17 protein-coding genes are annotated in these 19,355 nt (G+C 71.3%); 15 read left to right on the plus strand and 2 right to left on the minus strand.

What is annotated here, in order from left to right; translation table 11 throughout:
* Positions 1-71 precede the first annotated feature (71 nt).
* From GXP76_RS23580 to GXP76_RS23590, 3 genes are all read left to right on the plus strand, one after another.
* Positions 72-761 carry a hypothetical protein gene (locus tag GXP76_RS23580; protein WP_242573583.1) on the plus strand — a complete coding sequence of 230 codons (690 nt, stop codon included), beginning with the start codon at positions 72-74 and terminating at the stop codon, positions 759-761.
* Positions 762-850: 89 nt separating this feature from the next.
* A complete protein-coding gene (locus GXP76_RS23585; RefSeq protein ID WP_242573596.1) occupies positions 851-2,971 on the plus strand; it encodes a glycosyltransferase in 2,121 nt (706 codons plus the stop codon).
* Positions 2,968-4,257 (plus strand): acyltransferase, encoded by a 1,290-nt coding sequence (locus GXP76_RS23590; RefSeq protein ID WP_242573584.1) that lies wholly within the window; start codon positions 2,968-2,970, stop codon positions 4,255-4,257. Before GXP76_RS23585 ends, GXP76_RS23590 begins: the two co-directional genes overlap by 4 nt.
* On the opposite strand, the gene GXP76_RS23595 is transcribed toward GXP76_RS23590, so the two are convergent.
* Positions 4,202-5,110, minus strand: a complete 909-nt coding sequence (locus GXP76_RS23595; RefSeq protein WP_242573585.1) for a LysR family transcriptional regulator — start codon at positions 5,108-5,110, stop codon at positions 4,202-4,204. The two genes, GXP76_RS23590 and GXP76_RS23595, sit on opposite strands and share 56 nt — an antisense overlap.
* A 97-nt stretch (positions 5,111-5,207) precedes the next feature.
* On the opposite strand from GXP76_RS23595, the gene GXP76_RS23600 reads away from it, so the two are divergent.
* The 10 genes from GXP76_RS23600 (at position 5,208) to GXP76_RS23645 (ending at position 16,341) form a co-directional block, all read left to right on the plus strand.
* The gene (locus GXP76_RS23600) at positions 5,208-5,459 is read left to right on the plus strand and encodes a hypothetical protein (protein ID WP_242573586.1); all 252 of its coding nucleotides are present in this window, start codon (positions 5,208-5,210) and stop codon (positions 5,457-5,459) included.
* Positions 5,460-5,621: 162 nt separating this feature from the next.
* Entirely contained in the window at positions 5,622-7,028 is a 1,407-nt protein-coding gene (locus GXP76_RS23605) for a NarK/NasA family nitrate transporter (RefSeq protein WP_242573587.1), read from the plus strand.
* 116 nt (positions 7,029-7,144) lie between these two features.
* Positions 7,145-8,287 (plus strand): uroporphyrinogen-III synthase, encoded by a 1,143-nt coding sequence (locus GXP76_RS23610; RefSeq protein ID WP_242573588.1) that lies wholly within the window; start codon positions 7,145-7,147, stop codon positions 8,285-8,287.
* A gap of 79 nt (positions 8,288-8,366) precedes the next feature.
* Positions 8,367-8,894, plus strand: coding sequence for a GNAT family N-acetyltransferase (locus tag GXP76_RS23615; protein WP_242573589.1), 528 nt, complete (start codon positions 8,367-8,369; stop codon positions 8,892-8,894).
* A gap of 161 nt (positions 8,895-9,055) precedes the next feature.
* Positions 9,056-9,658: an ABATE domain-containing protein gene (locus tag GXP76_RS23620; RefSeq protein ID WP_242573590.1), complete on the plus strand. Its 603-nt coding sequence runs from the start codon at positions 9,056-9,058 to the stop codon at positions 9,656-9,658.
* Positions 9,659-9,816: 158 nt separating this feature from the next.
* Positions 9,817-10,449 (plus strand): sigma-70 family RNA polymerase sigma factor, encoded by a 633-nt coding sequence (locus GXP76_RS23625; RefSeq protein WP_242573591.1) that lies wholly within the window; start codon positions 9,817-9,819, stop codon positions 10,447-10,449.
* Positions 10,446-11,324, plus strand: coding sequence for a zf-HC2 domain-containing protein (locus tag GXP76_RS23630; protein ID WP_242573592.1), 879 nt, complete (start codon positions 10,446-10,448; stop codon positions 11,322-11,324). The genes GXP76_RS23625 and GXP76_RS23630 overlap by 4 nt, the downstream gene beginning before the upstream one ends.
* A 136-nt stretch (positions 11,325-11,460) precedes the next feature.
* Positions 11,461-13,962: a UvrD-helicase domain-containing protein gene (locus tag GXP76_RS23635; protein WP_242573597.1), complete on the plus strand. Its 2,502-nt coding sequence runs from the start codon at positions 11,461-11,463 to the stop codon at positions 13,960-13,962.
* 393 nt (positions 13,963-14,355) lie between these two features.
* Positions 14,356-15,789, plus strand: a complete 1,434-nt coding sequence (locus tag GXP76_RS23640) for an NAD-dependent malic enzyme (protein ID WP_242573593.1) — start codon at positions 14,356-14,358, stop codon at positions 15,787-15,789.
* A 270-nt stretch (positions 15,790-16,059) separates the two neighbouring features.
* On the plus strand, positions 16,060-16,341 hold the full coding sequence (locus GXP76_RS23645) for an HU family DNA-binding protein (protein ID WP_003954777.1): 282 nt from the start codon (positions 16,060-16,062) through the stop codon (positions 16,339-16,341).
* Between the two features lie 71 nt (positions 16,342-16,412).
* Here the strand turns inward: GXP76_RS23645 and murA are convergent, their stop codons facing one another.
* On the minus strand, positions 16,413-17,753 hold the full coding sequence (murA, locus tag GXP76_RS23650; protein WP_242573594.1) for a UDP-N-acetylglucosamine 1-carboxyvinyltransferase: 1,341 nt from the start codon (positions 17,751-17,753) through the stop codon (positions 16,413-16,415).
* Positions 17,754-18,038: 285 nt separating this feature from the next.
* Between murA and GXP76_RS23655 the strand changes: the two genes are divergently transcribed.
* On the plus strand, positions 18,039-18,599 hold the full coding sequence (locus tag GXP76_RS23655) for a YqgE/AlgH family protein (RefSeq protein WP_242573595.1): 561 nt from the start codon (positions 18,039-18,041) through the stop codon (positions 18,597-18,599).
* Between the two features lie 273 nt (positions 18,600-18,872).
* The gene (locus GXP76_RS23660; protein WP_031231446.1) at positions 18,873-19,175 is read left to right on the plus strand and encodes a DUF3039 domain-containing protein; all 303 of its coding nucleotides are present in this window, start codon (positions 18,873-18,875) and stop codon (positions 19,173-19,175) included.
* The last annotated feature ends 180 nt before the right edge of the window (positions 19,176-19,355 follow it).

Below are 19,355 nucleotides of genomic sequence, written 5' to 3' on the forward strand. Positions count from 1 at the left end.
TTGTGGGGGATGTGCGTACAGCAGTGGACAATTGGCGAGAAGATGCCCGAAAAGGGCACACGCATGAGCCGATGGACGTCACCGTCGAGCTCGACGGTCTGGGGCGGCAGCTCTCCGAGCTGCCCGGCCGGACCACAGAGGCTTCCGGCATACCCGCGGCGCGTGCCGTGGACAGCGCCGAAGGCCCCGTCTTCGTCGACGCCAGTGGCCGCCGGAGCAAGAAACTCCGTCGTCTGGGCTGGGTGCTGGCGATAGCCAGCGCCTGTTACGCCGTCGCCCTGGTCGCGGCCCTGATCGGCGGCAGTTCCAGCGCCCCCTGGCTCCAGATACCCGGCGTCAGCGACAAGCGTGACTCCGACAAGGTCGAGATACAGCCGCCCCCGACGGACCGGCCCACCGTGGTCGCCACGCCCGGTGCGGGGGGCCTCGACCCCAGCCCGGCGGACTCCGTCTCCGGGGCACCGTCCGCGCCCGGTGCGAGCACCGGCGCCTCCAGCGATCCGGACCCCTCCGGGTCGGCCTCCGGCAAGCCGGACCCCGACCCGAAGCCCGGGAATCCCGATCCGAAGCCGGACCCCGGCGACCCCGATCCAGGCCCCGGGGAGACCGACCCCGCACCCGATCCCGGTGAGTCCGACCCGGGAGGACCGGTCGATCCGGGCACGGACCCCGGTACGAATCCCACCCCGTCGGACTCCTCACCCGTCGATCCACCCGTCGTGCAGGACGGCCAGCAGGCAGTCGCGGAAGGCGCCCAGTAAAGATGACCTCTTCCGGCAGACCGGCCCCGTCCCACAAGCACGGCCAGCACAGGCAGAAGCGGGGTCGCGTCGCCAGACGCAGACTGCCCATGCGCTATCTGCTGCCCTCGCTGCTGCTCGTCGCCCTCCTCGCGATGCTGATGCTGCGCGGCTACGTGCACAGCGAGATCCTGGCGGACCATCGTGTCCGCCCGCCGGCCGCCACCGACCAGGTGCCGGACCGGATCCTCAAGGGCGGCCCGGTCATAGACGCGCGCGGGACGACCACGCCCAGGGCGCTGAAGGTCCCCGACCACAAGCTCGTGCTGACCTTCGACGACGGCCCCGACCCCGAGTGGACGCCCAAGGTCCTCGACAAGCTGAAGGAGTACGACGCGCACGCGGTCTTCTTCGTCACCGGCACCATGGCCTCGCGCCACCCGGACCTGGTGCGACGCATGGTCGCCGAGGGCCACGAGATCGGCCTGCACACCTTCAACCACCCGGATCTCGCGTACCAGACCAAGTCCCGTATCGACTGGGAGCTGACCCAGAACCAGCTCGTGCTCGCGGGCGCGGCGGGCATCCGTACCTCGCTGTTCCGGCCGCCGTACTCCTCCTTCGCCGACGCGATGGACGACAAGTCCTGGCCGGTCACCGAGTACATCGGCAGCCTCGGGTACATCACCGTGCTCAACAACACCGACAGCGAGGACTGGAAGCGGCCCGGTGTCCACGAGATCATCGAGCGGGCCACGCCGAAGGGCACCCAGGGCTCCATCGTGCTGATGCACGACTCCGGCGGCGACCGCTCGCAGACCGTCGCCGCGCTCGACGCGTTCCTGCCGGACATGCACGACAGGGGCTACGAGTTCGCCAACCTCACCGAGGCGCTGGGCGCTCCGAGCGCCCACACACCCGTCTCCGGCGTGGAGTTGCTCAAGGGCAAGGCGTTCGTCGGCGCCGTCGCCGTCTCGGAGGGCACCACCACCGCGCTGGTGGCCGGGCTCGCCGTGATCGGTGTGCTGGTCATCGGGCGGTTCGGGCTGATGCTGGTGCTCTCCTTCGCGCACGCGCGCAAGGTGCGGCGGCGCGGCTTCAGGTGGGGCGAGCCGGTCACCGAACCCGTGACGGTGCTCGTGCCCGCGTACAACGAGCGCGAGTGCATAGCCAACACGGTCCGCTCCCTGACGGGGAGCGACCATCCCATCGAGGTCATCGTCATCGACGACGGTTCGACGGACGGCACGGCGGACATCGTCGAGGCGATGTGGCTGCCGAACGTCCATGTCGTACGGCAGGTCAACAGCGGCAAGCCCGCCGCGCTCAACAACGGCATCGCGCACGCCAGTCACGACCTCGTCGTGATGATGGACGGTGACACCGTCTTCGAGCCGTCCACCGTGCGTGAGCTGGTCCAGCCGTTCGGCGACCCGAGGGTCGGGGCCGTCGCGGGCAACGCCAAGGTCGGCAACCGCGACACCCTCATCGGCGCCTGGCAGCACATCGAGTACGTGATGGGCTTCAACCTGGACCGCCGCATGTACGACGTGCTGCGCTGCATGCCCACCATCCCCGGCGCGGTCGGCGCCTTCCGCCGCCAGGCCCTGGAGCGGGTCGGCGGGATGAGCGAGGACACCCTCGCCGAGGACACCGACATCACCATGGCGATGCACCGCGACGGCTGGCGGGTCGTGTACGCGGAGCGCGCCCGCGCCTGGACCGAGGCGCCGGAGTCCGTGCAGCAGCTGTGGTCCCAGCGCTACCGCTGGAGCTACGGCACGATGCAGGCGATCTGGAAGCACCGCCGCGCGGTGATCGAGCGCGGACCCTCGGGCCGCTTCGGCCGGGTCGGACTCCCGCTGGTCTCCCTGTTCATGGTGCTGTTCCCGCTGCTGGCGCCGCTCATCGACGTGTTCCTGCTGTACGGCCTGGTCTTCGGCCCCACCAGGAACACGATCATCGCGTGGCTCGGTGTGCTGGCCGTGCAGGCGGTCTGCGCCGCGTACGCCTTCCGGCTCGACGGCGAACGCATGATCCATCTGATCTCGCTGCCACTCCAGCAGATCCTCTACCGGCAGCTCATGTATGTCGTTCTGCTCCAGTCCTGGATCACCGCCCTCACCGGCGGCCGGCTCCGCTGGCAGAAGCTGCGCCGTACGGGCGCGGTGGAGGCGCCCGGGTCCACGACCGGCCGGCGCAGCGACGACACCCGAAGGACGATGGCATGAGCGACGGCACTCCTGTCGGCACCGCGGGTGTTCCGCGGGCCCGGCACAAGGCGGCGGCGCCCGCCGCCGGCGCGGTTCGCCCGTCCGGCCGGGACCGCTATCTCGATCTGCTGCGCGCGGTCGCGCTGGGGCGTGTGGTGATCTACCACATCTTCGGCTGGGCCTGGCTGACGATCCTCTTCCCCTCCATGGGCGTGATGTTCGCGCTGGCGGGCTCGCTGATGGCGCGCTCCCTCAACCGGCCCTCGCTGGGCGTCATCCGGGGCCGGATGCGGCGGCTGCTGCCGCCGATGTGGGCGTTCGCACTGGTCGTCGTGCCGGTGATGTTCGCGATGGGCTGGAAGCCGGTCAGGGAGGAGGGCCTGTGGTGGTTCCTCAAGCTGGCCAACTACCTCTTCCCGGTCGGGGCGCCGATCTATCCGTGGGAGAGCGGGGACGCCGGCGGCTGGCTCGACCAGTCCTGGGCCGTACAGGCGGCGGGTCCGCTCTGGTACATCCGCGCGTACGTCTGGTTCGTGCTGGCCTCGCCGCTGCTGCTGTGGGCCTTCCGGCGGGTGCCGTGGGCGACGCTGCTGGCGCCGCTCGCGCTGACGGCCGTCATCGGCACCGGTCTGGTGGAGATCCCCGGTGAGGCGGGCCTGGCGCTCACGGACTTCGCGGTCTACGGCGCGTGCTGGATCCTCGGGTTCGCGCACAACGACGGCATGTTCATGAAGGTGCCGCGCTACATCACGGTCTCGCTGGCCGCGTTCGTCATGGCCTTCGGGATCTGGTGGGCGTCGGGGCACCTGACCGACGAGGGCTGGAACCTGGACGAGATCCCGCTGGCCCAGGCGACCTGGTCGCTCGGGTTCTGCGCGATCCTGCTCCAGTATTCGCCGTCGTGGCGGGAACTTCCGGGGAAGCTGGCGCAGTTCGACTCCACGATCACGCTGGCCAACAACCGTGCCGTGACGATCTATCTCTGGCACAACCTGCTGATCATGGCGACGGTGCCGATGATCGACCAGCTCTGGAAGATCCCGGACATCTGGAAGTACGGGGACCAACTGGACGCCGCCTACCCGGCGTTGACGCTGGTGCTGATCTGGCCGCTGATCGCGGTCGCGATCCTGGCCTTCGGGTGGGTCGAGGACGTCGCGGCGAAGCGGCGGCCGAGGCTCTGGCCGAACGGCTCGCGTGGCTCGGGCGGCTCGGGCGGCTCGGGCGGATCCGGCGGATCCGGCGGGACTATGTCCAGGGACTCAGCGCGGCCCGCGCCCGCAGGCCCGCCAGACCGTCGCTGATCGTCGGCTGGCTGCAGCTGCCGCGCCGTACGCAGGTCAGCACCCGCCGGAAGGGTGGCGGGTCACCGCTGACACAGAGCCTCACCAGCTCCGGATGCGTGGTGAGCGGCACCAGCCGGGGCACCAGGCAGATACCGAGGCCATGGCTGATCAGGGACAGCACCGCCGACCACTCGTCGGCGTGGTGGACCATCCGCGGGGCGAAGCCCGAGGCGGCGCAGAGGGCCTCGATGAGGCGTCGCTGGTCGTGGTGGGGCGCTATCCAGTCCTCGTCGGCCGTCTTCGCCAGCTCGACGCGCGCACGGCCGGCCAGCGGGTGTCCCTTCGGCACGACCAGGTCCACGTAGTCGTCCATCAGCGGATGCTGGTCGAAGCGGGGATCGTCCATCGGAGGGCTGCCGGGCAGCGGCGTGAGCACGGCGATGTCCAGCTTCCCGGCCAGCAACCGCTCGTAGCAGCAACGGGTGTCGATGTCCGCGACCGTCGTGCGCGTCGACGGCGACGCCTCCCGCAGCGCCTGGGCGGTGGGCGCGAGGAGCGGCCCGATGCTGGTCGCGAAGCCGCCGATGCGCAGCGTCCGGTACGAGCCGCCGCCATGGTCGGCGAGGTCCGCCCTGGCCCGTTCCCACTGAGCGCTGAGCAGATCCGCGTGGTACAGCAGGACACAGCCCGCGGTGGTGAGGCGGATCCGGCGCCCGTCCGGCTCCCACAGCTCGGCGCCGACCTCGCGGGAGAGCTGCCGCAGCTGCTGGGAGACCGCGGACGGCGAGAGGTTCAGCGCGCGGGCGGTGGCCGCGACGGTGCCCTGCGCGTGCATGACGCGCAGCGTCTGGAGGAGGCGCAGATTGATCACGCCTTCCATCGTGCGCCATCCGTACAGCGTTTCGACATGGATCCGTCCCGAAAGATGCGATGGACGCGCACGGTTCGAAGGGCGGACGCTTGGCGGCATGGAAGCTGACCCGAGAGACATCCGTCCGGAGTCCGTCCCCGTCTGCGCCGACTGCGGCTGGCCGGTGGAGTCCCCGCTCCAGGAGGCCTCGCGCCACACCGTCACCGAGGGAACGGTCGTCTACACGCGCTGCGCCTGCGGCCGCGTCCGGGTCTGGCTGGAGCCGCGCGGCGGCGGCGCGCCGCGGCTGGTGGTGGGCGCCGCCGGCGTCTCGTACGCACCGAGGACGGAGTGCCACGCGGGTCCGTGACGCGGCGGCGAGGAGCAGGGCCGTCGCGCGCCGGACGGGCTCACAGCCCCGCCCGCCCCCCGGTGAGAGCAAGGTTGCGCGCCGGTCATCTCGGGGCACCCCGGTGAAACGCGCCGTCCCTACCGTCAGGGGTCACCGAACCGCACCGTCAGTGGAGGCGCGATGACTGGCCCGACGACCACCGATCAGGCACCCCGCGCCGGACGGGGGCGATGGATCGAGCACTGGGATCCCGAGGACGCCGACTTCTGGCAGCGGACGGGCCGCAGGACCGCCCGGCGCAATCTGCTCTTCTCCGTGCTCTCCGAGCACATCGGGTTCTCCATCTGGACCCTGTGGTCGGTGATGGTCCTGTTCATGGGGCCCGAGTACGGGGTCGACCCGGCCGGGAAGTTCTTCCTCATCGGCACGGCCACGTTCGTCGGGGCCCTCGTGCGGATCCCGTACACCTTCGCCGTCGCCCGCTTCGGCGGCCGCAACTGGACCGTGGCCAGCGCGCTGCTGCTGCTCCTGCCGACCGGCGCCGCCTACGCGGTGATGGAGCCGGGGACCTCGTACACCACCTTCATGGCCGTCGCCGCGCTCACCGGGCTCGGGGGCGGCAACTTCGCCTCGTCCATGACCAACATCAACTCCTTCTTCCCGCTGCGCGAGAAGGGCTGGGCGCTCGGCCTCAACGCGGGCGGCGGCAACATCGGCGTGCCCGTCGTGCAGCTCGTCGGGCTGCTGGTGATCGGGACGGCGGGTGCCACGCACCCCCGGATCGTGCTCGCGGTCTACGTCCCGCTGATCGTCGCCGCCGCCCTCTGCGCCGCGCTGTTCATGGACAACCTGGCGCCGGTGCGCAACGACACCGGGGCGGCGAAGGAAGCCGTACGCGACCGGCACACCTGGATCATGGCGGTGCTGTACATCGGGACGTTCGGCTCCTTCATCGGCTACAGCTTCGCCTTCGGTCTGGTGCTCCAGACCCAGTTCGGGCGCACGCCCCTGGAGGCCGCCTCGCTGACGTTCGCCGGCCCGCTGCTCGGCTCGCTGATACGGCCCGTCGGCGGCAGGCTCGCCGACCGGCACGGCGGCGCGCGCATCACCCTGTGGAACTTCGGCGGGATGGCGGCGGCCACCGTCGTGGTGATCTTCGCCTCGCTGACCGGGTCGCTGCCCGTCTTCCTCGTCGGCTTCACCGCGCTGTTCCTTCTCAGCGGCCTCGGCAACGGCTCGACGTACAAGATGATCCCCGGCATCTTCCAGACGAAGGCCCTGGCCGGGGGGATGACGGGGGAGGACGCGGCCCGGTACGGCCGCCGGCTCTCCGGCGCCTCCATGGGGCTGATCGGGGCCGTCGGCGCGCTCGGCGGGCTCGGGGTCAATCTCGCCTTCCGGCAGTCCTTCCAGCAGGAGGCGGGCACGGGCACCGCCGCGTTCGTCGCCTTCCTCGGCTTCTACGCCGTGTGCTCGGCGCTCACCTGGGCGGTATACCTTCGGAAGCAGGCGGCCCGACCGGCGACGGAGGCGGAGACGGGGGCCGGCGCCGACGTGGGCCACCGGCTCGACTACGCAGAGGTGTGAGCCGGGCTCCGTGCGGGCCCCGCCCGGGGCGCGGGCGGGCTCCGCGGGGGGCCGGCCTTCGTGAAGCGCCCGGCTCCGCCACGGAGCCGTACGGACGAGAGAGCGGGACGAGGACCATGTCCGATCAGCAGCAGCACGGCCCACTCGCCGGATTCACGGTCGGGGTCACCGCCGCCCGGCGCGCCGACGAACTGGGGGCGCTGCTCATGCGGCGCGGCGCCGCCGTCATGCACGCTCCCGCCCTGCGTATCGTGCCGGTCTCCGACGACGCCGAACTCCTGGCGGCCACCAAGGAGTTGACCGGCAACCCGCCCCATGTGGTGATCGCGACGACGGCGATCGGTTTCCGCGGCTGGGTCGAGGCGGCAGACGGCTGGGGCCACGGACAGGCCCTGCTCGACTGTCTGCGCGGCACCGAACTGCTGGCGCGCGGGCCGAAGGTGAAGGGCGCGATCCGCGCCGCCGGACTGACCGAGGAGTGGTCGCCGGACTCCGAGTCCATGGCCGAGGTGCTGGACCGGCTGCTGACCGAGGGCGTCGACGGGCGCCGGATCGCGCTCCAGCTCCACGGCGAGCCGCTGCCCGGTTTCGTGGAGGCGCTGCGGGCCGGGGGCGCCGATGTCGTCGTCGTACCCGTCTACCGCTGGATGCCGCCCGAGGACATAGCTCCCGTCGACCGGCTCATCGACGCGACCGTCGCCCGCGCCCTGGACGCCGTCACCTTCACCAGCGCGCCCGCCGCGGCCTCGCTGCTCTCCCGCGCGGGTGAGCGCGGTCTGCTGGCCGATCTGGTCGAGGCCCTCCACCACGACGTGCTCGCGGTCTGCGTGGGCCCGGTCACCGCACTGCCGCTCCAGGAGCACGGCATCGACACCGTCCAGCCCGAACGCTTCCGCCTCGGCCCGCTCGTCCAGGTGCTCTGCCTCGAACTCCCCGGCCGCACCCGCACCTTGACGGTCGCGGGCCGCCGCTTCGAGATCCGCGGCCACGCGGTGCTGCTGGACGGCGAGCTGAGACCCGTACCGCCCGCCGGGATGGCCCTGGTGAACGCGCTCGCCAGGCGGCCCGGCTGGGTGGTCTCGCGCGCCGACCTGCTGCGGGCCCTGCCCGGGGCGGGCACCGACGAGCACGCGGTCGAGACGGCCATGGCCCGGCTCCGCGCGGCGCTCGGCGCGTCGGAACTGATCCAGACGGTCGTCAAGCGCGGCTACCGGCTGGCGCTCGACCCGGCGGCGGGCACGAAGTACGGGAGCCGCTGAGCAGGGCCACGTGACCGTCCGTCGATCACGAGGGCCACTTGGGTACCCGAACCGGAACCGGGGCGTCTATTTTAATCGGATGGTCAACGACTCCCTTCCGTTCCGTCCGGCACGAGCGGAAGACGCCGGCCCCCTCGCCGAGGCACTTCTGCGCAACAGGGACCACATGGGCCCCTGGTCCCCGTACCGCACCGCCGACTACTTCACCCCGGAGGCGCAGGCCCATCTGCTGGCCGACCCCTCCGCCCTGCGCTGGCACTTCACCGACGGGCCGCGCGTCGTGGGCCAGGCCACGCTCTCCACCCTCGTCCTCGGGCCGTTCCGCAGCGCTGGCCTCGGCTACTGGGTCGACGCCGAGTACACCGGGCGGGGACTGGCCACCCGCGCGGTCGAGGAGGTCGCCCGCGCCGCCCTGGAGGATCTGGGCCTGCACCGCATCGAGGCGAGCACCATGCCGTCCAACACCGCCTCGCGGCGGGTCCTGCGCAAATGCGGGTTCGAACTCATCGGGACGGCGCCGCGCTATCTGCACATCGACGGCGCGTGGCGCGACCATCAGCTCTTCCAGCGGATCCTGCACGACGGCCCGCCGAACACCGCGCCGTAAGAGGGTAAGAGGGTGCTGCGGGCCGCCGGGTTCCGCGCCGGGCCGGTGAATTCGCGCGGCGCGGTTCAAGTGAGTCGTCCCCCGAGGGGTTCCCGGCGCGTTCCGGGGCATGCACTCTGGGGAGAACGCGGCAGGACGGTGACCGAGGCGGTGACAGGCACATGACTACGGGCGTGGGCTCGTACGAGTGGCGATTCGACTCCGGGCGCCTGTGCCTGGACTTGGTGGCCACCGGGGAACCGGCCCCGAAAGGCTTCGGCGAACAGCCACGGACCGACGGCACCGGACTGCTCGGCCGCTGGCTCACCGGCTCCGGTCTCGTCCCGGCGGGTACCCCGCTGACCGCCGTCGACACCGCCTGGGTCCGGCGCTTCGCGGAACTGCGCGACTGCGTCGGTCAGTTGGTGCGCGCGGAGATCGACGGGCGGTACGCGGCAGCCGCGCTGGAGCGCGTCAACACGATCGCGGCCGGCGCCCCGCCCGGCATCAGGGCCGTACGTGAACCGGGCGGCGGCCTCGTCCGGACACTCAGCGACGAGCCCGAATGCGGCGCGCTGCTCGCGGCCGTGGCCAGGGACACCGTCGACCTGCTGACCGACCCCGTCGCCCGGGCCCGCCTGCGGCAGTGCGAGGGCGACAGCTGCCGCCGGGTGTATCTGGACACCTCGCGCGGGCGCCGGCGGCGCTGGTGCTCCAGCGAGGTGTGCGGCAACCGGGAGCGGGTCGCCAGGCACCGGCGCCGGGCGGCGGTCGCCCGCGCCTGACAAGGGGACCGTTCCCCGCGCGGGGCCCTCGCCACGCGGGCCCGGCCTCCGCGCCCGGCCGTCCTTCACGCCCGGCCGTTCCCCACCCCGTAAAAGATCTTGAAAGATTTCCGCTGCCCCGTTGAGTACATCTCCCCACCGGCCCGTAAGTCACCGTGATGGGAACAAGCAGCCGTCTCAAGGTCTCGACCCGGGAGGTTCAGGTGCGCAAGGATGCGGCCGTGGCCGACGACCGACCTCACCGGGCCCGGCACCGGAGCGAGGCACAGCGCACCAACATCTCCGTTCCCGACGAGGAGTTGATGCGCGCCCTCTACCGGGAACACGCCGGACCCCTGCTCGCCTACGTCCTGCGCCTCGTCGCGGGCGACCGCCAACGGGCCGAGGACGTCGTGCAGGAGACGCTCATCCGTGCCTGGAAGAACGCCGGTCAGCTCAATCGGGCGACCGGCTCTGTCCGACCCTGGCTGGTGACGGTCGCCCGACGCATCGTCATCGACGGTCACCGCAGCCGGCAGGCCCGGCCGCAGGAGGTCGACCCGTCGCCGCTGGAGGTCATGCCCGCGGAGGACGAGATCGACAAGGCGTTGTGGCTGATGACGCTCTCTGATGCCCTCGATGATTTGACCCCCGCCCACCGGGAAGTTCTGGTGGAGACGTACTTCAAGGGACGTACGGTCAACGAGGCCGCCGAGACGCTCGGCATACCCAGTGGGACCGTGCGGTCGCGTGTGTTCTACGCACTGCGTTCCATGAAGCTCGCGCTGGAGGAGAGGGGGGTCTCGGCATGACCACGTACGAGCAGTCCGGGCAGGACGACGGCACGGCCGCGCACGACGCGGCGGCGGCCTACGCGCTCGGCATCCTGGACGAAGCCGACGCCACCGCCTTCGAGGCGCACCTGGCAGGCTGCCACATCTGCGCGCTCCATCTGGAGGAGTTCGCCGGGATGGAGCCGATGCTGGCCATGCTGGCGGACAATCCGGACCCCTTCGGACAGGCGTCACCCTTCGGCCGGTCCGACCCCTTCGCCCAGCCGGCCGCGTCCGGCGCCCCGCCCTCCCCGTTCGGGCGCGCCGCCACGCCCGCACCGCCGCCCGCGGTCACGGTGCAGCCCAGCCCCCGGCTCCTCGACCGGCTCGTCGACGAGGTCGCGGTCAAGCGCGCCAAGCGCAGGCGCCGCTCGATGTACCTGGTCGCCGCCGCGGCCGCACTGGTCATCAGCGCCCCCGCCGTCGCGGTCGTCACCACCTCCGGTGACGGTGGCACGAGCAACCGGGCCGCCGACCCGCACCCCACCAGTCCCGCCGAGGACGCCTTCATGGAGCACATGCCGGAGAAGGTCGAGGCGACGGACCCGACGACCAAGGTCACCGCGACCGTCGGCATGGAGCGCAAGGGCTGGGGGACCCACGCGGCCCTGGAGCTGAAGAACGTCAAGGGCCCGCTCAAGTGCAGCCTGATCGCCGTGTCCAAGACCGGCGAGGAGGAGATCGTCACCTCCTGGGCCGTGCCGAAGTGGGGCTACGGCCTGCCGGACAGCACGAACCAGGTGGCGAAGAACCCCCTCTACGTGCACGGCGGCTCCGCCATGGATCGCAACGACATCGATCACTTCGAGGTCCGGACATTCGACGGCAAACGTCTGGTGGAGGTCGAGGCCTGACATACCCGCCCCCTTCGCGTACGGTTGACGGCTGCCCAGTGCACGTCAGAAGGGGGCCTCGGTGGCCGCGCAGGATGCCGCTGTTGAATCCGCTGGATCGGTTGTCGATCCCGTACGCGACAAGGGAAACGACGCCATAAGCCACCCCGCCCGCCCGACGGGGAACTCCGCGGGCGCCGACTCCGTCCGCGCCCGCGAGATCGCCGTCGAACAAGAACACCTCGACCAGGTCTACCGCCGCCTCGAAGAGAAGATCGACGAGGCGGAATTCCTGATGAACGACGCCGCCAAACGCGGCCAGGTCGGCACACCCGGCGCGCTCGCCGAACGCGACGCGCAGGTGTTCCGGGCCGGAATCCATCTCAACCGGCTCAACAACGAATTCGAGGACTTCCTCTTCGGACGGGTCGACCTGCTGCCCGGCAAGGACGGCAAGAAGGGCCCCGACGGCGCGTACACCTCCGTCGAACCCGCCGACGACGCCGTGGGCGACGACGACACCGCCGACATCGCCGAGACGCTCCACATCGGCCGCATCGGGGTCCTGGACTCCGACTACTCGCCGCTGGTCATCGACTGGCGCGCGCCCGCCGCCGCCCCGTTCTACCGCTCGACCCCCGTCGACCCCGGCCGTGTCGTACGGCGCCGGGTCATCCGCTCCAAGGGCCGCAAGGTCCTGGGCGTCGAGGACGACCTGATGCGCCCGGAGCTGACCGCCACACTGAACGGCGCCACGCTCCCCGTCATCGGCGACGGCGCGCTGATGGCCGCCCTCGGCCAGGCCCGCAGCCACACCATGCGCGACATCGTCTCCTCCATCCAGGCCGAGCAGGACCTGGTGATCCGGGCGCCCGCCGCCTCCGTCACCGAGGTGTCGGGCGGCCCCGGCACCGGCAAGACCGCCGTCGCGCTGCACCGCGCCGCCTATCTGCTCTACCAGGACAGACGGCGGTACGCGGGCGGCATCCTCGTCGTCTCACCGACCCCGCTGCTCGTCGCCTACACCGAAGGCGTGCTGCCGTCCCTGGGCGAGGAGGGGCAGGTCGCGATCCGCGCGGTCGGCTCACTCGTGGACGGCGCCGAGGCCACCGCGTACGACGAGCCGGCCGTCTCCCGTGTCAAGGGCTCCGCGCGCATGCTGAAGGTGCTGCGCAAGGCGGCACGCGGTGCCCTGGAGGGGGACAGGACACCACCCGGTGGCCGCGGCGGGCGCGGCGGCCGTACGGCGGGAGCGCCCGCCGGGCGCCCCGCCGGCCAGCTCGCCTTCGGCGACGACGACCCGGGCACGGCACGGGACGACAGCGGCGGCAACAACCCCACCGGCGCCTCACCCGGCGCCCCCGGGCGCGCCGCCGCACCCACCCGGCTGCGGGTCGTCGCGTTCGGCCGCCGCCTGGAGCTCGAATCCGACGAGCTGCACCGCATCAGACAGTCCGTTCTCGGCGGCTCCGCGCCCGTCAACCTGCTGCGCCCGCGCGCCCGCAGACTGCTCCTCGACGCGCTGTGGGCGAAGTCCGGCGCCGCGTCGCGGGCCGGGGACCACCTGGCGAAGGGCGACGCCGAACTGGCCGCCGAACTGCGCGGCGGCTTCGACGACGACGTGACGTCCGAGGACAGCTTCATCGAGTTCCTGGACGCCTGGTGGCCCGAACTCACCGCGCGCGGTGTGCTCGCCGCGATGGCCGACGAGCGCAGGCTCGGCCGCTGGGCCCGCCGGATCCTCAACCCGAACGAGACCAGGAAGGTCGCCCGCTCGCTGCGGCGCGCGGGCCCCGACGGCACCGGACCGCTGTCCGTGCACGACGTGGCGATCCTCGACGAACTGGAGCAGCTGCTCGGCACCCCCTCCCGCCCGCGCAAGCGGCGCGAGGTGGACCCGCTGGACCAGCTGACCGGTCTCGAGGAGCTGATGCCGCAGCGCGAGGAGTCGCAGCGGGAGCGCGCGGAGCGGCTGGCGGCCGAGCGCACCGAGTACGCGCACGTCATCGTCGACGAGGCGCAGGACCTCACCCCGATGCAGTGGCGGATGGTCGGCCGCCGCGGCCGGCACGCCACCTGGACGGTGGTCGGTGACGCGGCCCAGTCGTCCTGGTCCGACCCCGACGAGGCCGCGGAGGCACGCGACGAGGCCCTGGGCAACCGTCCGCGCCGCCACTTCACCCTCACGGTCAACTACCGCAACCCGGCCGAGATCGCGGCGCTCGCCGCCAAGGTGCTCGCGCTCGCGATGCCGGGCATGGAGTCCCCGGCCGCCGTCCGCTCCACGGGCGTCGAGCCGCGCTTCAGCGCCGTACGGGACGGCGATCTGGCCGGGGCCGTACGGGAGGAGGCCCGGCGTCTCCTGGACCGCGTGGACGGCACGATCGGCGTGGTCGTCGCGATGAACCGCAGGGAACAGGCCACGCGCTGGCTCGCGGGGCTCGGCGACCGGGTCGTGGCGCTCGGCAGCCTGGAGGCGAAGGGACTGGAGTACGACGCCACGGTGGTCGTCTCACCGGCGGAGATCGCCGACGAGTCGCCCGCCGGGCTGCGGGTGCTGTACGTGGCCCTGACCCGCGCGACGCAGCAGCTCACGGTCGTCTCCGCGGGCCGCGACGACCCCGACGAGCAGGGAGTCCCCGACCTCCTCAGGGAGTGATCCGCACGCCGTCCGGGGAGTGCTCGTGAAGTCAACTCGCGTGCGGGAATCACTTTCCGGGGTGGTTTGTTAGCCTGGTGTTGGCACCGGCTCGATCCAAGCCCCCGGGCCCAACCTTCGTCGCTTCGAGCGACCACTTGCCGCGAGGCGAGCATGGCGGGCCGGTGCCATCCTTTTCTTCTTAGTGTTCACGGGGATTCCCCGGAACAGGTCTTCACAGGAGCGGGTCCGCGTCACAAACTGACGCGGACCCGCTCGTGCTTGCCGCTTTTCCCGGTTTCCACCCCCGTTACCGCCTACCAGCAGGTAGGTGCGACCATCGGACGGTTCCGCCGGACGCCAGGCGCGAGGCGGTTCGGCAAGTGAAGCCAGGGAAAGCAGAGGAACACGGTCATGGCAACGGCGCCAAGCGTCTCGTACTCGATGACGGTCCGACTGGAAGTGCCCGCGAGCGGTACGGCGGTGTCCCAGCTGACCACGGCCGTGGAGTCCTCCGGCGGCTCGGTGACCGGCCTGGACGTCACCGCGTCCGGCCACGAGAAGCTGCGGATCGACGTCACGATCGCCGCCAGCTCCACCAGCCACGCGGACGAGATCGTCGAGGAACTGCGGGGCATCGAGGGTGTCACCCTCGGCAAGGTCTCCGACCGTACGTTCCTGATGCACCTCGGCGGCAAGATCGAGATGCAGTCCAAGCACCCCATCCGCAACCGTGACGACCTCTCCATGGTCTACACGCCGGGTGTGGCACGCGTCTGCATGGCGATCGCCGAGAACCCCGAGGACGCCCGCCGGCTCACCATCAAGCGCAACTCCGTCGCGGTCGTCACCGACGGCTCCGCGGTGCTGGGCCTCGGCAACATCGGCCCGATGGCCGCGCTGCCCGTCATGGAGGGCAAGGCCGCCCTCTTCAAGCGGTTCGCGGGCATCGACGCGTGGCCGATCTGCCTGGACACCCAGGACACCGACGCCATCGTCGAGATCGTCAAGGCGATCGCCCCCGGCTTCGCGGGCATCAACCTGGAGGACATCTCCGCCCCCCGCTGCTTCGAGATCGAGGCGCGGCTGCGCGAGGCCCTGGACATCCCGGTCTTCCACGACGACCAGCACGGCACGGCCATCGTGGTGCTCGCCGCGCTGACCAACGCCCTGCGCGTGGTGGGCAAGGCGATCGGTGACGTGCGGGTCGTCATGTCGGGCGCGGGTGCGGCCGGTACAGCGATTCTCAAACTTCTTATCGCGGCCGGTGTCAAGCACACCGTCGTCGCGGACATCCACGGAGTGGTGCACGCGGGACGCGCGGACCTGGTGTCCGCCGCGGCCGAGTCCCCCCTTCGCTGGATCGCCGACAACACCAATCCGGAGGGCGTCACGGGCACCCTCAAGCAGGCCGTCGTCGGCGCCGACGTGTTCATCGGCGTGTCGGCCCCGAACGTCCTGGGGGGCGAGGACGTCGCGGCGATGGCGGACGGCGCGATCGTCTTCGCGCTGGCCAACCCCGACCCCGAGGTCGATCCCGCAATCGCCCGCGAGACAGCGGCAGTTGTGGCCACGGGCCGCTCCGACTTCCCCAACCAGATCAACAACGTCCTGGTCTTCCCGGGCGTCTTCCGCGGCCTCCTGGACGCGCAGTCACGCGCCGTCAACACGGACATGATGCTCGCCGCGGCCACGGCCCTCGCGGACGTCGTCACGGGTGACGAACTCAACCCGAACTACATCGTTCCCTCGGTCTTCAACGACAAGGTCGCGGGCGCCGTCGCGGGGGCCGTGAGGACCGCCGCCAAGGCCGCCGGTGACGTTGTGACAGGCGCCACGTCCGTCTGACGCCCGGCGCGTCGCGATTAGCGGCACCGTGCACCCACCTCTAGGGTGGCGGACCATGAGCCCGCTGCTCCAAGGGGGTTTCAGGGCCCGGATTCGCTTTCCCGCCGCTGGTGGGGGCAGGATGCTTTCTCAAGGACTATGTCCAGGGGATTCCCCACTGGGGCGCGAAGACCTGAAGGACAGACCCGGTCACAGGGACTGTCAGAGGGTCCTGGCAGCATCGGCTTCGATCTCACGCCTCACACGCAAGAAGAACACGGGAGTAACAACATGAACCGCAGTGAGCTGGTGGCCGCCCTGGCCGACCGCGCCGAGGTGACTCGCAAGGATGCCGACGCCGTGCTGGCCGCCCTCGCCGAGACCGTTGGCGAGATCGTCGCCAAGGGCGACGAGAAGGTCACCATCCCCGGCTTCCTGACCTTCGAGCGCACCCACCGTGCCGCTCGCACCGCTCGTAACCCGCAGACCGGCGACCCGATCCAGATCCCGGCCGGTTACAGCGTGAAGGTCTCCGCGGGCTCCAAGCTCAAGGAAGCCGCCAAGGGCAAGTAACACCCTCAGGCAGAGCACAAGGGCGGTCACCCCGGTCGGGGTGACCGCCCTTGTCGCACGAGGACGAGGCGTCAGACCAGTGAGCGGCCCGGCAGTTCGACCTTCGCGCCCAGTTCGACCAGCTTCTCCATGAAGTTCTCGTAGCCGCGGTTGATCAGGTCGATGCCGTGCACCCGCGAGGTGCCCTGCGCCGCCAGCGCCGCGATCAGGTACGAGAAGCCGCCGCGCAGGTCGGGAATGACCAGGTCGGCGCCCTGGAGCTTCGTGGGGCCCGACACGACCGCCGAGTGCAGGAAGTTGCGCTGGCCGAAGCGGCAGTCCGAGCCGCCCAGGCACTCCCGGTACAACTGGATGTGCGCGCCCATCTGGTTGAGCGCGGAGGTGAAGCCGAGCCGCGACTCGTACACCGTCTCGTGGACGATGGACAGGCCCGCCGCCTGCGTCAGCGCCACCACCAGCGGCTGCTGCCAGTCGGTCTGGAAACCGGGGTGCACGTCGGTCTCCAGGGCGATGGCGTTCAGCGGGCCGCCCGGATGCCAGAAGCGGATGCCCTTGTCGTCGATCTCGAACGCGCCGCCCACCTTGCGGAAGGTGTTCAGGAACGTCATCATCGACCGCTGCTGGGCCCCGCGCACATAGATGTTGCCTTCGGTCGCCAGCGCGGCGGACGCCCAGGAGGCGGCCTCCAGACGGTCCGGCAGGGCGCGGTGGTTGTAACCGCCGAGCTTGTCGACACCGGTGATCCGGATCGTCCGGTCGGTGTCCATCGAGATGATCGCGCCCATCTTCTGGAGCACGCAGATCAGGTCCTCGATCTCCGGCTCCACGGCGGCGTTCGACAACTCGGTGACGCCCTCGGCCAGTACGGCCGTCAGCAGCACCTGCTCCGTCGAGCCGACCGAGGGGTACGGCAGCCGGATCTTCGTGCCGCGCAGCCGCTGCGGGGCCTCCAGGTACTGGCCGTCCGCGCGCTTCTCGATCGTCGCGCCGAACTGGCGCAGCACCTCGAAGTGGAAGTCGATGGGCCGGCCGCCGATGTCGCAGCCGCCGAGGCCCGGGATGAACGCGTGGCCGAGACGGTGCAGCAGCGGACCGCAGAACAGGATCGGGATGCGCGAGGAGCCCGCGTGGGCGTCGATGTCGGCGACGTTGGCGCTCTCGACGTGCGACGGGTCGAGGATCAGCTCGCCCGGTTCCTCGCCGGGGCGGACGGTCACGCCGTGGAGTTGGAGCAGCCCCCTGACCACCCGTACGTCTCGGATGTCGGGCACGTTGCGCAGTCTGCTCGGCCCGCTGCCGAGGAGGGCGGCGACCATGGCCTTCGGCACCAGGTTCTTCGCGCCGCGGACGCGGATCTCGCCCTCCAGCGGGGTTCCGCCGTGGACAAGCATTACATCGTCTGTGCCGGTCATGAATCTCGCGTTCCGGGAGTCGTCGGACAGGGGGCCAAAGCAAAAGGGTAAGGGGCTCGGGCCCCTCTCCCGTAAGGCATCGGACGTCCCGGAGCCGTGAAGGAGCCGACAGAACACTTTCTGTTCGCCGCCCGTCGCGATGAGTCACGGTTCGGTTTGTGTCCACTTGGGTGCGGGTTACGCCGCGTCCTTGCGCTCCCCGTGCCGCCGTGCGCCTGAGCTGCGATCACGCGCAGTCTGCCGCGCGGGCCCCAAGGAGGGCCGATGTGCGGGATCATGTCTCGCATGACCGAGGTGTCCTCGCTCACAGGGCGGCTGCTCGTCGCGACTCCGGCCCTGGCGGATCCCAACTTCGACCGCGCGGTGGTGCTCCTGCTCGACCACGACGAGGAGGGCTCGCTCGGCGTGGTCCTCAACCGGCCCACCCCGGTGGACGTCGGGGACATCCTGGAGTCCTGGGGCGGTCTCGCCGGGGACCCCGGCGTCGTCTTCCAGGGCGGCCCGGTCTCCCTCGACTCGGCGCTCGGACTGGCCGTCATCCCCGGCGACGAGGGGCCGATCGGCTGGCGGCGGGTGCACGGCGCGATCGGCCTGGTCGATCTGGAGACACCGCCCGAACTGCTCGCGCGGGCGCTCGGCTCGCTGCGGATCTTCGCCGGATACGCGGGCTGGGGGCCGGGCCAGCTGCAGAACGAACTGACCGAAGGCGCCTGGTACGTGGTCGAGTCGGAGCCCGGCGACGTGTCCTCGCCGCGCCCCGAGAGCCTGTGGCGCGCGGTGCTGCGCAGACAGCGCAGCGAACTCGCCATGGTGGCCACCTATCCGGACGACCCCTCGCTCAACTGACCCGCCGCGCGGGCGCCTTCGGCGGGCGGTCGGCCGGTGCCGTCCGGGTGCTCTCACGGTGTCCGGATTTCGCCGGTGGCGCTGTGCCGCTCCGCGGCACGGTGCGGCTTACGGGGGCCTCGGTGCGCTGCCGCCGCGGCCGGCCGCCGCGCTCCGCGGGGGGCTCGCGTCGCCGCGTCGCCGCGACGCGCGAGGGGGCGGCGGCGGGGTGCCGGACACCCCTTGGGGGCCGGGGCCCTCAGGATGGCGTGAGCGTGGGTACCCTTGGCGGTTATGAGCACTCTTGAGCCCGAGCGCGGGGCAGGTACGGGCACCCTCGTGGAGCCGACACCGAAGGTGTCGCACGGCGACGGCGACCACGAGCGCTTCGCCCATTACGTCCAGAAGGACAAGATCATGGCGAGTGCCCTCGACGGCACTCCGGTGGTGGCACTCTGCGGGAAGGTCTGGGTCCCGGGGCGCGACCCCAAGAAGTATCCGGTCTGCCCGATGTGCAAGGAGATCTACGAGTCCATGGGCCCCGGCGGGGACAAGGACAAGGGCGGCAAGGACAAGAGCGGCAAGGGCAAGAGCTAGGGCGTGTCCCGACACGTGGCGCCGTCCGCCCGCAGGGCGGGCCGGGCGGGATGTGCCGGGCACGGCCTGGATCCGGGCTCTTCCCACCTGCCGTGAGGCAGATTCGACTGCCCCGGGGCGCGTTCGGTCGCGCCCCGGGGCGGTTCGCGTTCGCGGGGCGGACCGGGGGCAGCAACGCCG

It is taken from the genome of Streptomyces sp. NP-1717 (assembly GCF_022695985.1).
Classification (GTDB): domain Bacteria; phylum Actinomycetota; class Actinomycetes; order Streptomycetales; family Streptomycetaceae; genus Streptomyces.

Excerpts from the sequence above, each read along its gene's own strand:
- GXP76_RS23580 (WP_242573583.1), top strand. The coding sequence starts at position 72 with ATGGACGTCACCGTCGAGCTCGACGGTCTGGGGCGGCAGCTCTCCGAG.
- GXP76_RS23585 (WP_242573596.1), top strand. The coding sequence starts at position 851 with ATGCGCTATCTGCTGCCCTCGCTGCTGCTCGTCGCCCTCCTCGCGATG.
- GXP76_RS23590 (WP_242573584.1), top strand. The coding sequence starts at position 2,968 with ATGAGCGACGGCACTCCTGTCGGCACCGCGGGTGTTCCGCGGGCCCGG.
- GXP76_RS23600 (WP_242573586.1), top strand. The coding sequence starts at position 5,208 with ATGGAAGCTGACCCGAGAGACATCCGTCCGGAGTCCGTCCCCGTCTGC.
- GXP76_RS23605 (WP_242573587.1), top strand. The coding sequence starts at position 5,622 with ATGACTGGCCCGACGACCACCGATCAGGCACCCCGCGCCGGACGGGGG.
- GXP76_RS23610 (WP_242573588.1), top strand. The coding sequence starts at position 7,145 with ATGTCCGATCAGCAGCAGCACGGCCCACTCGCCGGATTCACGGTCGGG.
- GXP76_RS23615 (WP_242573589.1), top strand. The coding sequence starts at position 8,367 with ATGGTCAACGACTCCCTTCCGTTCCGTCCGGCACGAGCGGAAGACGCC.
- GXP76_RS23620 (WP_242573590.1), top strand. The coding sequence starts at position 9,056 with ATGACTACGGGCGTGGGCTCGTACGAGTGGCGATTCGACTCCGGGCGC.
- GXP76_RS23625 (WP_242573591.1), top strand. The coding sequence starts at position 9,817 with ATGGGAACAAGCAGCCGTCTCAAGGTCTCGACCCGGGAGGTTCAGGTG.
- GXP76_RS23630 (WP_242573592.1), top strand. The coding sequence starts at position 10,446 with ATGACCACGTACGAGCAGTCCGGGCAGGACGACGGCACGGCCGCGCAC.
- GXP76_RS23640 (WP_242573593.1), top strand. The coding sequence starts at position 14,356 with ATGGCAACGGCGCCAAGCGTCTCGTACTCGATGACGGTCCGACTGGAA.
- GXP76_RS23645 (WP_003954777.1), top strand. The coding sequence starts at position 16,060 with ATGAACCGCAGTGAGCTGGTGGCCGCCCTGGCCGACCGCGCCGAGGTG.
- murA (WP_242573594.1), bottom strand. The coding sequence starts at position 17,753 with ATGACCGGCACAGACGATGTAATGCTTGTCCACGGCGGAACCCCGCTG.
- GXP76_RS23655 (WP_242573595.1), top strand. The coding sequence starts at position 18,039 with ATGACCGAGGTGTCCTCGCTCACAGGGCGGCTGCTCGTCGCGACTCCG.
- GXP76_RS23660 (WP_031231446.1), top strand. The coding sequence starts at position 18,873 with ATGAGCACTCTTGAGCCCGAGCGCGGGGCAGGTACGGGCACCCTCGTG.